The sequence below is a fragment of the Prauserella sediminis genome, assembly GCF_014195435.1.
In the GTDB taxonomy this organism is placed as follows: domain Bacteria; phylum Actinomycetota; class Actinomycetes; order Mycobacteriales; family Pseudonocardiaceae; genus Prauserella; species Prauserella salsuginis.
Genome location: NZ_JACIBS010000001.1, coordinates 1531271 through 1545919 on the forward strand (window position 1 = coordinate 1531271; position 14649 = coordinate 1545919).

General features: G+C 70.2%; 12 protein-coding genes and 1 tRNA gene. 5 read left to right on the top strand and 8 right to left on the bottom strand.

Features of this window, described 5'->3' with window-relative positions; genetic code table 11:
* The first annotated feature begins 107 nt into the window (after positions 1–107).
* The gene (locus tag FB384_RS06920; protein WP_183780396.1) at positions 108–578 is read left to right on the top strand and encodes an NUDIX hydrolase; all 471 of its coding nucleotides are present in this window, start codon (positions 108–110) and stop codon (positions 576–578) included.
* A 101-nt stretch (positions 579–679) separates the two neighbouring features.
* Here FB384_RS06920 and FB384_RS06925 read toward each other — a convergent pair whose 3' ends face one another.
* The 4 genes from FB384_RS06925 to FB384_RS06940 form a co-directional block, all read right to left on the bottom strand.
* Positions 680–1636 (bottom strand): erythromycin esterase family protein, encoded by a 957-nt coding sequence (locus FB384_RS06925; protein ID WP_183780399.1) that lies wholly within the window; start codon positions 1634–1636, stop codon positions 680–682.
* Between the two features lie 80 nt (positions 1637–1716).
* On the bottom strand, positions 1717–2724 hold the full coding sequence (locus tag FB384_RS06930) for a beta-ketoacyl-ACP synthase III (protein ID WP_372497718.1): 1008 nt from the start codon (positions 2722–2724) through the stop codon (positions 1717–1719).
* 215 nt (positions 2725–2939) lie between these two features.
* A complete protein-coding gene (locus tag FB384_RS06935) occupies positions 2940–5225 on the bottom strand; it encodes a beta-glucosidase family protein (RefSeq protein WP_323985286.1) in 2286 nt (761 codons plus the stop codon).
* A gap of 775 nt (positions 5226–6000) precedes the next feature.
* A complete protein-coding gene (locus FB384_RS06940; protein ID WP_183780408.1) occupies positions 6001–7230 on the bottom strand; it encodes a hypothetical protein in 1230 nt (409 codons plus the stop codon).
* Positions 7231–7527: 297 nt separating this feature from the next.
* On the opposite strand from FB384_RS06940, the gene FB384_RS06945 reads away from it, so the two are divergent.
* Positions 7528–7938 carry an SsgA family sporulation/cell division regulator gene (locus tag FB384_RS06945; protein WP_183780411.1) on the top strand — a complete coding sequence of 137 codons (411 nt, stop codon included), beginning with the start codon at positions 7528–7530 and terminating at the stop codon, positions 7936–7938.
* Between the two features lie 15 nt (positions 7939–7953).
* Here FB384_RS06945 and FB384_RS06950 read toward each other — a convergent pair whose 3' ends face one another.
* Positions 7954–9114, bottom strand: a complete 1161-nt coding sequence (locus FB384_RS06950; protein WP_183780414.1) for a glycoside hydrolase family 3 N-terminal domain-containing protein — start codon at positions 9112–9114, stop codon at positions 7954–7956.
* 800 nt (positions 9115–9914) lie between these two features.
* Here FB384_RS06950 and FB384_RS06955 point away from each other — a divergent pair.
* From FB384_RS06955 to FB384_RS06965, 3 genes are read left to right on the top strand one after another with little or no spacing between them, the layout of a single operon-like run.
* Complete coding sequence (locus FB384_RS06955) at positions 9915–10361, top strand: helix-turn-helix domain-containing protein (RefSeq protein ID WP_183780417.1); 447 nt, start codon at positions 9915–9917, stop codon at positions 10359–10361.
* A gap of 5 nt (positions 10362–10366) precedes the next feature.
* The gene (locus tag FB384_RS06960) at positions 10367–10999 is read left to right on the top strand and encodes an ImmA/IrrE family metallo-endopeptidase (protein ID WP_183780420.1); all 633 of its coding nucleotides are present in this window, start codon (positions 10367–10369) and stop codon (positions 10997–10999) included.
* 13 nt (positions 11000–11012) lie between these two features.
* Complete coding sequence (locus FB384_RS06965; protein WP_228725977.1) at positions 11013–11546, top strand: DinB family protein; 534 nt, start codon at positions 11013–11015, stop codon at positions 11544–11546.
* Between the two features lie 181 nt (positions 11547–11727).
* Here the strand turns inward: FB384_RS06965 and FB384_RS06970 are convergent.
* The 3 genes from FB384_RS06970 to FB384_RS06980 form a co-directional block, all read right to left on the bottom strand.
* Positions 11728–11812, bottom strand: a tRNA-Ser gene (locus tag FB384_RS06970).
* 210 nt (positions 11813–12022) lie between these two features.
* The gene (locus tag FB384_RS06975; RefSeq protein WP_183780423.1) at positions 12023–12505 is read right to left on the bottom strand and encodes a MarR family winged helix-turn-helix transcriptional regulator; all 483 of its coding nucleotides are present in this window, start codon (positions 12503–12505) and stop codon (positions 12023–12025) included.
* A 516-nt stretch (positions 12506–13021) separates the two neighbouring features.
* Positions 13022–14542: a M28 family metallopeptidase gene (locus FB384_RS06980; RefSeq protein ID WP_183780427.1), complete on the bottom strand. Its 1521-nt coding sequence runs from the start codon at positions 14540–14542 to the stop codon at positions 13022–13024.
* Positions 14543–14649 lie beyond the last annotated feature (107 nt).

The window sequence follows — 14649 nt, forward strand, 5'->3', positions numbered from 1 at the left end:
AGGTCAGGACAGCGCCCTGATCGGCGTACAGCACAGGCCTTCACTCCCGACGGCGCCGGCCGGGCGGCGTCCTGGTCGACAGGCCCGCCGTCCGGAAGGCTGGCGGTATGCCGAAGACGGACCACTACGACGACCCCGACGCGCCCGCACCGAACAGGATCGTCCCCGCCGTCACGGCCGTCGTGCGCAACGCGGCGGGCGAGCTGCTGCTGATCGAGCGCACCGACAACGGGCTGTGGGCCCTTCCCGGTGGCGCGCAGGACCTCGGCGAGTCCGTGCCCGACGCCGTCCGCCGCGAGGTCGCGGAGGAAACGGGCATCACCGTCGACGTGACCGCGATCAGCGGCATCTACTCGGACCCGAAGCACGTTATCGCCTACGACGACGGCGAGGTGCGCCAGGAGTTCTCGCTGTGCTTCCACGCTCGGCCGACCGGAGGAAGCCTGCGAGCGAGTGCGGAATCGCGCCGCGTTCACTGGGTGTCCCCTGACGAGATCGACAGGCTCCCCATGGACCGCGCGATGCGCCTGCGCGTCGACCACGGCATCAACGAGCCGACGAACGTCCACCTCGGGTAAGTCAGCGGCGTTCAGCCGATGTCAGCGGCGTGCAGCCCGTGCCACTGGCGTTCAGCCCGATGTCACTGCGCCGGAGCCGGAGTCGGAGTCGGAGCGCGCGGTCACCGCGCGGGAGTTGTCGGCGTGACCGCACGGGTGTGCAGCACGACGTCGAAGAACTCGGACAGTGGTCCACCGGACATGCTGGCCGGCCGTGTGGGGTCGTACCGTGGTCCGATCAACCGCAGCTTCGCCGGAGCGTCGGCGAGGTGCTCGGTGGCGACCCCGCCGGCTCGGAGGTCGAGCAGATAGCGCTCGAGACCCGCGTCCCCGAGGACGGCGTCGGTGAAATCGCTCGGAGGCGCGGGCACGCGCACCGGCTCCCCGTCCAGGTCGACCGTCCCGTGGTGGAACGTCAGGCCCGCCGACAGGTACTCGGCGCCGAGTTGCTCCCGCAGGTAACTGCCGGCGTTCCGGTCGGCGTCCCCGCCCTCGCCCGGCGTCCAGGCCACGCTGCGGGCGTGCCCGACCGCGCTGTGACTCCCGCTCCAGTAGAGGATCCGGTGGCCGGTCTCATCGCGCCAACGGAGGATGGTCGCAGCGAAGTCCTGTTCGTGGACGCTCATGTCGACCGCATCGACGCCGACCAGGCCGACGAGGCGCACGGGATCGTCGGGACGGTGCCCGTTGTGGGCGCGCATCCAGTGCAGCACCTCGAGGAACTCCGACGTTCGCCACCACGAGTGGTCGTTGCTCAGCAGGGACGCGACGTCACCGCGGCCGGTCCGTAACCACGAGTCGACCGCCGCAGCGGTCCGCGCATCGGCTTCGATCGCGAGCGAGCGGAACCCGAGCCGCTCGACGAGCAGCCGCAGTACGCGGTGGGTCATTCGACCGAACTCGCGGGCACCGTGGGCGCCCCGCGCGAGGCCGACCACCGAGGCGTCACCGACCACCTCGCGCAGCGGCTCGAGGTCGGTGAGGGGCGCGGCGGGGTCCGTGGTGTCCAGCGGGTGCGCCGCGCCGGTGATCCGTTCGGTCGGCCGGCTCATGTCGCGATCGTTCGCGTCGGTGGTCATGACCCGACAGTGCTACCTCGACCACGATCGAGGTCAAGATCGATCGCCCCGCGCCGCTCGGCTCTACGTCGACGCCGGGTTCATTCCACCGGTTCGACCGCCAGGTCCGGCCAGCACAGCGCCGTGGCACCCCAGGTGAGGCCCGCGCCGAAGGCTGCGAGCAGCACTCGGTCACCTGTTTGGAGGCTGCCGTCGCGGACACCGTCGGCGAGCGCGAGCGGGATCGAGGCGGCGCTGGTGTTGCCGGTGTGGCCGATGTTCACGACGAGACTGTCGGCGGGCAGGCCCAGCTGCTTGGCCACGGTGTTCAGGATGCGGATGTTGGCTTGGTGGCCGACGAACCGGTCGACGTCGCCGACCGTCCAGCCGAGCTCGGCGAGTACGGCGCGCGACGACTCGGCCATCCGCGCCGTGGCGTGCCGGAACACGGCGGGCCCCTCCATCCGCAGGTACGCGTCACCGGGCTGCTGTGGCGTCCGCTGCCGCGAACCGCCGGCGGGGACGACGAGCAGATCCGTGCCCGAACCGTCACTGTGCAGGTCGAACGGGCCGAGCGCGCCGACGTCGTCCGGTTCGCCCGCGCGCAGCACGACCGCACCCGCGCCGTCTCCGAAGATGGGCACGGTGCCGCGGTCGGAGGGGTCGACGAGCGTCGTGAAGGCGTCCGACCCGACGACGAGAACATCCCTGGCGACCCGCCCGGCGATGAGACCTGCCGCCGTCGCGAGTGCGTAGAGGAAACCGCTGCACACCGCACCGACGTCGAACGCCGCCACGTCACGCTGGCCCAGCCGGGTCGCGACCTGCGGCGCACTGGCCGGGCAGGGCTGATCGGGGGTGGCGGTGGCGAGCACGACAGCGTCCACGTGCTCCGTTCCCGCCGACCGCAGTGCGCGCGCACCCGCCTCGACCGCCATGTCCACTGTGGACATGCCGTCGTCGACGACGCGGCGCTCCGCGATACCCGTGCGCGAACGGATCCACTCGTCGGTGGTGTCGAGCCGGTTCGTCAGCTCGACGTTGTCGACCACGCGCGGTGGCAACCAGCCGCCGAGGCCGGCCAGTACCGCCGTTGATCGTGTGGCCACTTGCGGTCCCCCAATGAAGGCGCCCATAGATCCCTTACCGGGACGTCGCGAAACGCCCCCGAGGAACCTATGTATGGCCTACTTTTCGGTAGAGGCACCGGTTGTGACCCATGTCTCCGTTCTGTTCGGAAGGCCCGCCGAAAGGATGCCCCGAACGGACCCGTCACCCCGACCTTCCGGAACCGGGCACGCCGCGGCCGACCAGCGGAAAGGCGTCAGCCGTCGTCGGCAGGGCTGCGCGGCGGCCGCGTGGCCTGCTCCCCCGGTGGGAGGCCGAACAGCGAGATCGCGCCGATCATGCCCGCGTACAGGCTCTCGGCCGGACACCGCGCCACGTTGCCGATCTTCGTCCACGCCGGGTCGTCCCCCTCGGGCGCGCCGGGCGGCGGTGCCGGCGTCGGCTCCGACACCGGCGCCGTCTCGGCCACGGCGACGTCACCCGTCAACGGCAGGTCCCGGGACGAACCGCCCACCGACAGGGTGTAGTCCCCCTCGCCGCGCACCCACCGGTCGGCGTCGGCATCCCAGTGGGCCAGCGACCGCTCGTCCAGCGCGAACCGCACCCGCGCGCTCTCGCCCGGCTCCAACTCCACGCGCTGGAACCCTTCGAGCCGCTTCGGCGGCTCCCCGGCCGACTCGGGATGCGTGACGTACAGCTGGGCGACCTCCGACCCCGCACGCGAACCGGTGTTGGTCACCCGCGCGGTCACGGTCGTGTCCGGCCCGCCGTCGCCGCGTACCTCCAGGCCCGAGTACTCGAACGTCGTGTACGAGAGACCGTGACCGAATGGGAACAGCGGTTCGATGTCCTCACGGTCGTACCACCGGTAGCCGACGGCGAGCCCCTCGTCGTAGGCGCCACCGGGGAAACGATCCGGGGACGCGGCGGGCAGATCGGCCTGCGAAACCGGGAACGTCGCGGGCAGCCTGCCACCGGGATCCGCATCGCCGTACAGCACCGAGGCGAGCGCGTCGCCGTACTCCTGCCCCGGGTACCACGCGGCCACGACACCGGCCACCTCGTCGAGCCACGGCATCTCGACCGGACCCGCGGTGTTGAGCACGACGACGGTGTTCTCGTTCGCGGCCGCCGCCTTGGCGATCATCTCGTTGTCCTTTTCGGACAATCGGATGTCCTTGTTGTCCTTCGATTCGGTAGACCATTGCCGCGCGACGACCACGGCGACATCCGCCGCTCCCGCGGCCTCGCCCGCCTGCGAACCGTCGTCGAAGCTCACCTCGGCGCCGGCTTCCCGCGCCCGCTCGGCGATTCCCTCGAACGGCGTGACGATCTCCGGCGCGATCACGTGCGGACTGCCGCCGCCGGAACCGATGACACGTTCGCCCGCCGCTTCGCCGATCACGGCGATCGACCCGGTTTCGCCACCCAACGGCAACATCCCGTCGCCGTTCTTCAGCAACGTCATACCCTTCTCGGCGACCTCACGCGCCACGGCTGCATGCTCCGGGCCGGTCACGGCGTCGTCCGGCGACCCGTTGCCGTCCCGCTCGAACAGCCCGAACCGGAACATCGGCCGCAGGATTCGCGACACCATGTCGTCCAGCCTCGCGGTGGTGACGGCGCCGCTGTTGATGCCGTGACGCAGCCGAGGTCCGTAGTGGCAACCGCCGGGCATCTGCAGGTCCATACCCGCGTTGGCCGCGGCATGGCTGGCCTGCGTGGCGAACCAGTCAGATGTCACGAAGCCGTCGAATCCGAACTGTCCTTTGAGGACCTGGCTCAGCAGGTACGTGTTGTTGCAGGCGTGCACCCCGTTCAGCCGGTTGTAGCCGCACATCACCGACGCCGTACCCGCATCGACGACGTCCCGCACCGGCGAGAGGTACACCTCCTGCAACGTCCGCTCGTCCACAATGGAATCGTTCGCGGGAAGATTGCGCAGCGTCTCCTGGTTGTAAGCGGCGATGTGCTTCGACTGCGCGAGCGCACCCTCCCCTTGGATGCCGCCGACCTGCGCGGCGGCGAGTTCACCGGTCAGATGCGGATCCTCACCGAGCGTTTCGAACGACCGGCCGGCCCTCGGGTCACGCAGCAGATCGATCGTCGGCCCGAGCACCACGTCGGCGCCCTTGCCCCGCGCCTCGCGGGCGATGGTCGCCCCGTAGCGACTCGCGAGTTCGGCGTCCCACGACGCGGCGAGCGCCATCGGCGACGGCAGCTGCGTGACTCCCGTGTGTCCATTGCCCACCCCCGCGGGACCGTCGGACAGCCCGAGCTGCGGAATGCACAGACGCGGATTCTCCGAGATCATGCCGGCGTACGTGGGACCGACGAACTGGAACGGCATGGCCGAGCCGTGCACGAGGTCGAGCTTCTCGTCGAGCCGCATCCGCGACAGCAACTGGTCGATGCGCTGTTCGACCGGCGCGTCCGAACCGACCCAGGGGCACTGGGAATCGGCCTCCGCGGCGGCGTCGGCCGTCTCGGCTGCGTGTGCCGCCGGAACGGTGACGAGCACAGACGCCGCGATCAACGACACGAGAGCGGAGGCCGACCACGCACGCTGACCACGACGCTGGGGACGCAAGATGCCGCCTTCCGTTCGACGCACGAACGCGAAGCAGTTTCACATATGGCGGCGCGTGAAACCAGAGGCGATCATGGCCGTCCGACAGACTTCCCCCGCTCGGACCACCACCGTCACCCAGGGTCAACGCAGACGAGAACGACGGCCGCACGCGGGACGACCACGTGGTCACGCAATCGTCCCGCCACCGCACCACGACACCGCCACACCACGACACCGCCACACCGTCACACCGCCGCCCGACGGCGCCGCCTCAACGCTGTAGCGGCGTCGCCGCTGTCCCAACACTGCAGCACCGACGGCGCTGCCCCAGTGCTGTAGCGCCGACGGCGCGAGGGGCCGCCGCCTCGCCGAAACTCGCGGGGTGGAGCGCACTGGACGCGGGCGTGGTTCCCCGTGCGCGGTGGGCCTGCGGTGGAGGCCATGCGCAGTGGAGCTGCGTGGGACCCGGGGTCCTCGCGACGCGGGGTTCTTGTGAGGCGGGGGTCTTGTACGGCGGAGCCTCGGGAGGCGGGGTTCTTGTGAGGCAGGGGTCCTCGTGGGGCAGGAGTCCTCGTGGGGCGACCTACCAGCCGGCCCCGTACGTGCCGAACTCGTCGACACCGGCCCGGTCGCGCAGCCCGCCGTCATCCGTACCGCCGTTGCCCGTGCCGCCGTCTGTCCGGTCACCCTCGGCTTGGCCGGCAGCTGCCCGGCCGAACCCGTACTCGTACGCGTGGTCGCCGGATCAGCTGCCGTCGTGCGTCAAGGATTCAGCTGCGCCGGAAGGCGACACACCGGCCACACGATCCGCGTCACCGCGCTCAGTCGTGTCGGGGGCCGGGGCCTCATGGTCGGGAGCGGCGGGGGAAGCTTCTCCGCCGTCGGGGTCGCCGGCACCGGGCCGGACCTCGACCTGCTCACGCTCGTCCCGTTCGCCGTCCGCCTGCTCGCGCTGCGCCTCCCGCTCCGGGATTCGCGCGTCCGCCGGGGCACGCAGCGCCGATTCGTGCACCGGCACGCCACCCAGGACCCGGTCGTACAACCCCTCGACACCGCCCGGCTCGGTCAGACCCGGTTTGACTCGGCTGTCGTCGCCCCGACGCTCCCCGGCCCCGTGTCCTTCGGCACTGTGTCCCTCGAACCCGTGCCCCTCGAACCCGCGCCCCTCGAACCCGCGCCCCTCGAACCCGCGCCCCTCGAACCCGCGCCCTTCGAACCCGCGCCCTTCGAACCCGTGCCCTTCGAACCCGTGCCCTTCGACGGCGCCGTCCTCGACACGGCTGTCGGCGCCGTGGTCGACGGTGTGGTTCCGGATGCTGTGGTTCCGGACGCTGTGGTTCCGGACGCTGTGGCGAAGTTCCTCTCCGAACAGCTGGATCCGCCGGTGCAGCGACGCCTGTTCCCTATCGCTCGTCCTCGTTCGCGCGATCCGCGGTGACTGCCTCGCCGTGTCCGCCTGCGCCACCTCCGGGACCCGTTCTCCCAGACCGTCGGCCTGCGCCCCGTTCGCAGGAACGTCGACGTCCGGGGTCTCGGCCGGTACGACGTCGGTACCGGGCGTCGCAGGTTCGACATCCGTGGCAGGCCGGGCGCCGGCCCGTTCTTCGGCAGTGGGCCCAGCATCGGCAGTGGACTCGGCATCGGCAGCGGGCTCGGCGGATGTGTCCCCGGCGACCCCCATGATGAGGTTGTCCCGGCGCTGCTCGGCAAGGCCGGCGCCTTCGGGCAGCCGAGGCACCGCTTCTTCTGCCACCTTGTCTCCGGCGATCAGCCGGGACCCGTCACCTCCGCGCTCCAGCTCCGACACGCCGGTGACGGCTGCGAAGACCATGACGACGAACGCCATGAAACCGGCGGCACCGGAGCGATTCATCCCCGGCGTCGGCGGCGGACGGTGGCCCGAGGCACCGATGATTCCGGTGCGGTCGAGCAGCGCGTCCTTGTGCGGCGTCGGACGTGGGGCCGTCGGCGCCATCAGCCCTCCAGGAACGTGTCGGTCGGTCGATCACCGGGTACACACTTCACCGCGGTGAGACAGCTTGCGGGAGTGTCCCATTAACTCGCCGACAGACCGCCATGTCACGGCAACGTCCCGAATTCACAACCAGAAGGGCTCGATGGGGTGAAAGGCCGCATACGGGCGGTCATCAACTGCCCCAATTGGGCGAAGTGGGGAAGTTTTCATCGTAGTGGCGCATCAGAGTGTGCCGCGTCGAGAGTCTCACCCACGACAGCCGCCGAGGGGGCGGCACCGGAGAGACGGGAGTGTGCAGTGCGAAGCGACGCCGTACACCAGAGTCAGTTCGTGTATCTCAACGGCTGCAGCACGCCGGTACTCGCTCGCCTGATGTACCGCGCGGACGACCCGTTCACCGTGTCGCTCGCGTTCCGCATCGATGCGCGCGATTGGGTGGCGTGGGACTTCTCCCGCGAACTGCTGCTCGCCGGCCTGACCGAGCCTGCGGGCATCGGCGACATCCGCCTGCGCCCCGACCTGGCCACTGACGAGAAGTTCCTCGTGCTCGAACTCGAGTCGCCCGACGGCTACGCCGTGGTCGAACTCGAGATCGCCGATGTGCGACGGTTCGCCGACGCCACTACGGCGATCGTGCCGCCCGGCACCGAGGCCGAGCGCCTTGACCTGGACCGGCTGATCGACGAGCTCACCACTGCCCGCCCCTGAGACGGCGGCGAACTGTCAGCCGCACGCGCCCTTGGCTCGCAGCACGCGGCTCAACGACGCGTTGATCCGCTCGGCCGACAGTTCGCCGCTGTCCGCGGCCTGCTCCAGCCGGTCGAGCACCGGCCCGACGTTGCCGCCGGACGACCACAGTGCCTTGTCCGCACCGGCCTTCAGCGCGAGCAGCACGGCCTCGGGCAGCGGATGCCGGTCGGTGATCGCCTTCATCGCACCGAGGTCGTCGGTGACGACGGGGCCGTCGAAGTTGTAGTCCTCGCGCAGCAATCGATACGCCGCGGGGGCGATCGACGCGGGCTGCCCGTCGGTCAGCTGCGGCACCGTCAGATGACCGACCATGACACCGACGTCGCCGTACTCGCCGACGCGTTCGTACGTCTTGAGGTCGTGTTTGCGCAGTTCGGGCAACGGCGGCGTGGTCACGTCGCCCACATGGGAGTCGCCGCTCGCGTTGCCGTGTCCCGGAAAGTGCTTGATGACCGGCTGCACGCCCGCTTCTCGGAGACCGTTGCCGAACGCCTTCGCGTACCGGCGGGCCGTCGCGGGGTCGGTACTGAACGAACGGTCGCCGATGGCCTCGCTTGCCGGTTCGTCGGTGAGATCGAGATCGGGCGCGTAGTCGACCGTCACACCCCGCTTCGCCATCTCCTTGCCGCGTTCGACGGCCAGCTGCCGCACTTCCTGCGGCGTCATCGTCTGCGCCATCTCGCGGGCACTCGGCATGTCGCCGACGAGTTCGTCGATCCGCTGGACCCGGCCACCCTCGTCGTCGATCGCGACGGACACCGGCACGTCCGCCGCCTCCTGCACCGAGTTCAGCGCACCGCCGGTGAACAGATCCGTGGCGTTGCCCCCGATGAACAGACCGCCCACCTGGTGCTCACGCACGATCTGCGTGGTCTGCTGCGCGCCCGATTCGACACCGACGACCACGAGCTGCGCGACCTTCTCGCGGGTCGACATGTCGGCCGCCGCAGGGCAGGCGGACGCGGAGTCGGGTTTCGCCGACGGCGACGAAGCCGGGGCCGACGACGCTTCCGACGGTGTCTCCGAGGCGGCCGAACCCGGACTCGGCGCACTCTGGGTCGTCGGAGCCTCGGACGAACCGCAACCGGCGACGAGCAGCCCTGTCATGGCCGCGAACAACAAACGCTTCCTCATCGTGTCTCCACAGTACGGCTTCGGCAGGGCAGGTGCGTCGCGGTGGCGACCCGCGTGCTCGCGACCCGGATGCCCCGGGTGCACGGTCGTGAAGCGCGGCCGTACCGACCACCCCACACCCAGGTTCGGGCCTCGGCACGAGCGGAAACCGGTCGCCGGGCAGGCTCGGCGAGCCGGTACAGCGCGCGTGTCGCACCGCCCGTTGCGGCGCCGGTCGCCGTCTCCGAAGCGCCTTCCGGCGCTGTCACGAGTGTCGAATTCTCACCGCCCCGGGGGACCGTGGCAGCCACCTCCACCGTGGCGGCACCGTCGCCGCGGGACCGGGAGTGTCGGTAGTACCGCCTAGCCTGCTCGGTGCCGTCCATCCGCTCGATCACCAGTGTGCTCGGGCGGTGTCCGCGCGCGTGGGCGGCAGCCAGCCGTTCGGCGTCCCGCTTCCGGACGTGACGGGACAGCACTGCCCCGTCACGGACGACGAGCCAGGTCAGCGAATCAGGTGACAACCGGAATCGGATCGCGAACTCCGTGTGCTGCACGGGCCCGCTTTCGCAACTGTGACCGGATGCGTGGTCGGCGGAGTGATCGATGGTCATGTCCGGCCCCCCTGTCGGTGTGTGCGGCGGTCGCGAGGCGACCCGGCGCGGCCAACCGGCCGTCTTCCGTACCGGATCGCGGTGCCGCGTCGAGCATCCCTCGATTGTATCGTTTGTGCAACTCTGTTGCTATACTGCAATTCCGTCCTGGTCTTCCGACCGGCCACCTGCCAAGCTGTGCCGCGCCGACCCGCCGAAGGAGGTCACATGTCAGGTCGCATGGACCTGCCCCGCCTGCACGACGCCCTCGATGCGCAGCGCCGCGCGCGTGATCTGTCCTGGCGCCAGCTCGCGGAGGAAGCCGGGGTCAGCCCGTCCCTGCTCAGCCGCATGGGCAACGGTCAGCGCCCCGACCTCGACGGATTCATCGCACTCGTCCAGTGGCTCGGCACGCCCGCGGAGGAGTTCATGAGCCACCCCGGCGACGACCGCGCCACGCCTCCGGCCCACGGACCGACGCCGGAACTGGAGACCCAACTCGCCATGTTGCTGCGCGCCCGCGACGACCTCCCCGAGGCGGACAAGGAATACCTGCTCGAGATCGTCGGCGCGACCATGCGCCGCATCAAGCACCACGCCGGCGCAGGCGGATCCGCCGGTTCGAACGACGCCGCCGACCCGGCGGGTTCCGGCGACGCGGGTTCGGGAAGGTGACCGCCGTGACGCCGCTCCGACGGGGTTTCAAGGCACAGGCCGGACGCCTCGCGCTGGCCGTCAGGGCAGAGCTGGGTCTGCAAACCTCCGACCCGCTCGACCCGTACACCCTCGCCGAGCTGTACGGCATTCCGGTACTCGACCTGCGCGATCCGGCGATGCCACGCGAAGCCGTCCGGCACTTCACCGGGCCGGCGGCGGACTCGTTCTCGGGTGCGCTCGTCGCCGTCGGCAGCGCGCGCGTGATCGTCGAGAACCACGTCCACGACACGCGGCGCAGGCGCGCGACGATCGCCCACGAGATGGCGCACGTCCTGCTCGAGCACGAATTCGGCCTGCTGGTGACCAGTGCGCAGCTGTGCGGCGCGTCGGCCACCTCCGTCGAACGGGAGGCCGACGAGCTCGCGGGCGAGTTGCTCCTGCCCCGGGACGCGGCACGCGCGGCGGCACTGCGCGGGTGGACCGACACGGCCGTGGCGCGCCGGTTCGGCGTCAGCAGGCGGATGGCGCGCTGGCGGTTGAACGCCACGGGTGCGCGGACGATCGCCTGGCGCCATCGTGCGAAACGTCCCCGGTTCACTGCCGACCACGCACCCGGGGGCGCCGGCGCCGCACCGGGAAATGTCGGTACGCGCTGAGAGACTCGCCGTCATGGCCACCGAAGACATGCCCGGCGGATCCACTCCCGTCGAACGACAGCGACCGCCGATGACCGCGGACGAAGCGACGACCCTCGAGGCGTGGCTCGACTTCTACCGCGACACGCTCGCGCTCAAGTGCGAAGGACTCGACGAGCAGCAACTGCGCACCGCGTCGGCGCCGCCGTCGGAGTTGACACTGCTCGGGCTCGTGCAGCACATGACCGAAGTGGAACGCTCCTGGTTCCGCCGCACCCTCACCGGCGAGAACGTGTCGTCGGTGTACCCGACGACGGGTGGCCAGCACTCCGCGGGCTTCACCCTGCTCGACGAGGTGTCCGCCGAGCAGGCGATGACGACGTGGCGCGACGAGATCGCTGTGGCGAAACGCAACTGCGCGAACCACGTACCCGACTCGACGACGACGCTCCACGACCAGGAAGTCAGCCTGCGCTGGATCTACACCCACATGATCGCCGAGTACGCCCGCCACGACGGCCACGCCGACCTGCTCCGCGAACGCATCGACGGCGAAACCGGCGTGTGATCGCGCCCGCGAGTACCGTCCGGTGCGCGCTGCTCAGCAGTCCGACACCGTCCACCACACGGCGAACCCGTCCGGGTACGTGCCCCGCGGACACGGACGACTGCAACCCGAACTGCTCACCTCAGCCGAAACGCCGAGCCGGACGTGATGTCCGACCCGGCGTTTGCGCTGTTCACAGCTGCGGAAGCGGGGGGATTTGAACCCCCGGTGGGTTGCCCCACGCTCGATTTCAAGTCGAGTGCATTCGGCCGCTCTGCCACGCTTCCCCGGCGCTCAGGGTAGCGCGCCACGATCAGCGACGGGCCCGGCGGGCGAGGTTCCGCCCACCCGCATCGCACACACCCGGGCACCCACCGAGCACCCACGCCGCGGCACCCGCACCTACGCCGCAGCCCCAGCACCAGCCCCAGCACCAGCACCGCCGTCGTCAGCACGAGCGCGCCGGCACCGCGCGGCGACCGCCCATGACCCCGGGCCTACTCGTCGAGCTGCTCCAGGTGGCCGAGCACTCGGGTGAACGCTGATCCCAGCGCGGCCTGTTCGTCCTCGGTGAGCAGGTCGATCATGTGGGCACGGACCCCCGCGACGTGCTTCGGCGCGGCCGTGCGCAGCAGCGCTACGCCGGCGTCGGTGAGTTCGGCCGTCACGCCACGTTTGTCGTCGGGATCCTTGCCCCGCCGGATGTGCCCGGCACGTTCCATCCGGCCGATCTGGTGGGACAGCCGACTCTTCGTGGAGCCGAGGAGGGCCGCGAGCTCGGTCATGCGCATGCTGCCGGTCGATGTCGCCGACAGCGCTGCCAGCACCTCGTAGTCGATCAACGAGACGTCGTGCGCCTCGACCAGTTCACGGTGCAACCGCTGTCGCAGGCGCAACGTCGAGACGATGTACGGCCGCCACGCGGTCATCTCCTTCTCGGTGAGCCACCGCGTCTCGCCCGGGTCAGCGTCAACAGCCATGCCCGGAGACTAGAACCTCTCCGCCTGTCAGGCTTGTGCACCTCCGCCGACGGGAGCACGCTGGAGTCACGGAGGGAGCCGGCCGAGCCGAATGCCTCCGCTCACCGGGCAGCTCGCCGACTCCGCCCCGGGAAGGGTCAGGTGGTGCCGTGGCAAGAAGATCAAGGCATAGCCGGCGGCCCATGGCGCCGGACCCGGCGCGCGATACCGGGGCGCAAGGCCCGCCCGCGCCGGAGACCACGTTCCCCGCGACCGGGGCAGCGACGGCGGCCCGGTCGCGCGGCAGTGGGGCGCATGCACCTCAGCCGCCGGCGATTCGCCCATCGCAACCTCGGTAACAGCCTGGGCGTGGCCACGCGCCGCGCCCAGGCCAACCCGGGTCGGGCCATGCCCGGTCAGGCCCGGTAACCGAAGCTGCGAACAGCAAGCAGAGAATCCTCCGTGAGATGCAGCAGTGCCCGTCCCCCATGGGCAGGGAACGGGCACTGCGTTCGTCAGCGTGTCGGCCGCAACGGGTCAGGAAGTGACCTCGTGTGCGCGGTCCGCGGCCACGGCGGCGACCTTCTTGTTCGCCGCCCGCTGCTTGGCGACCTCGGCCTTGTTCTTCTTCTCGGCCGGGGCGATGTGGTTGACGTCCTCGGTGCTGAGCGCGTATTGCGCGGTCACCTGAGCCATCGCGTCGGCGTTGACGTCCAGGGCGTCGTAGTCGACGTTGCCCAGGTTGTCGCAGGGCGTGTGATAGCAGGGGTCGAACGCCTCACCGGCGGTTCCGCCCCACTTGGCCGCCTGCTCCTCCGTCTTGACGTCCTCGGCACCGGTGAACAGGCCACCGGCCGGGATGCCGTAGGCGATGAACTCGCCATAGTCGGAGCGGCCGGTGAAGTCACTGCCCTCGGCCTCGATGCCGCGCTCGGCGAGCGACTCCTCGAACGCCTTCTCGATCTGCGCCGAGCCGTACGGGCCCGCGCCCGCACCCTCGCCTTCGGAGTCGTCGCCGTCGAGGGTGAAGTAGGCGGCGTTCGGCGACCCGATCATGTCGAAGTTGAGGTACATCGCGATGTCGAGCTGCTGCTCCTGGCTCAGCGAATTGACGTAGTGCGTCGAGCCGACCAGGCCGAACTCCTCGGCGCTCCACCAGGCGAACCGGACCTTGTTGTTGACGTCCGGGGAACCGCCCAGCTGCAGCGCGGTCTCGAGCAGGGCCGCCGAACCGGTGCCGTTGTCGTTGATACCGGGACCGCCGGTGACACCGTCGAGGTGGGCGCCCGCCATCACGACGTTGTCGTCGCGGCCGGTGGTGGTCTCGGCGATCACGTTGTAGGTGGTGCGCTCCTCCTGCAGCTGCCGCAGCTCGAGCGTGATGTCCTGCCCGTCGGCGTCGATCAGCGTCTGCGCGTCCTCCTGGCTGATGCCACCGGTCGGGATCACGGCGCTGTCGGCGTCACCGAGCGTGCCGTTGAGCGGGCCGGGCTCGTTGTTGTAGATGATCGCGGCGGCCGCACCCGCCTCGGCGGCGGCGGCCTGTTTGTCGGCGAACGAGCAGGCACCGCGCTGCACGAGCGCGATCTGGTCGGTGACGTCACCGTAGTCGGCGGCCTCGCAGCCCGGGGTGTCGTCCGGCTCGATGGCGGCGACCGGGGCGGTCATCCCACCCTCGTCGGTGTTCTTGCTGTACTCCATGACGACGACCGGCACGTCCTCGCCGCCGACCGTGAGTTTCTCGGCGAGTGTCTCCGTGTAGGTGAACGGGAACTGCTGCCGCGTGATGTCGAAGCCGGCGCCGGCGAGGCGCTGCGCCATGTATTCGGCGGACGTCTCGTGTCCTGCCGAACCGGCGGCCCGGTGGCCGTCGTGAGCGTCGGCGATGCGCTGCATTGCGATCAGGTGCCGCTGCATGGCGCCGAGTTCGACCTTCTCGGGCAGCTCGTCCGGCAGCGATTTCGGTGCGGCCTGCGCCGTTGCGGTGCCGGTGAGCACCAGGCCCGCGCACGCCGCTACGGCCGTGACAGACCGCAACTTCCCTCTACTGAATGACATCTGATCCCCTTCTGACTTTGCGGCGTCACTTTTGTGCGAGTTCTCCGAAACGTCAAGGTCCGTTCGTAGGAAAACCACGTGGTCACAAGGGAATGGCAATCACGGCC

Coding starts and splice junctions, on each gene's coding strand:
- FB384_RS06965 (WP_228725977.1), top strand. CDS start 11,013: ATGGCCACCGAAGACATGCCCGGCGGATCCACTCCCGTCGAACGACAG.
- FB384_RS06950 (WP_183780414.1), bottom strand. CDS start 9,114: ATGAGGAAGCGTTTGTTGTTCGCGGCCATGACAGGGCTGCTCGTCGCC.
- FB384_RS06980 (WP_183780427.1), bottom strand. CDS start 14,542: ATGTCATTCAGTAGAGGGAAGTTGCGGTCTGTCACGGCCGTAGCGGCG.
- FB384_RS06940 (WP_183780408.1), bottom strand. CDS start 7,230: ATGGCGCCGACGGCCCCACGTCCGACGCCGCACAAGGACGCGCTGCTC.
- FB384_RS06975 (WP_183780423.1), bottom strand. CDS start 12,505: ATGGCTGTTGACGCTGACCCGGGCGAGACGCGGTGGCTCACCGAGAAG.
- FB384_RS06920 (WP_183780396.1), top strand. CDS start 108: ATGCCGAAGACGGACCACTACGACGACCCCGACGCGCCCGCACCGAAC.
- FB384_RS06955 (WP_183780417.1), top strand. CDS start 9,915: ATGTCAGGTCGCATGGACCTGCCCCGCCTGCACGACGCCCTCGATGCG.
- FB384_RS06925 (WP_183780399.1), bottom strand. CDS start 1,636: ATGACCACCGACGCGAACGATCGCGACATGAGCCGGCCGACCGAACGG.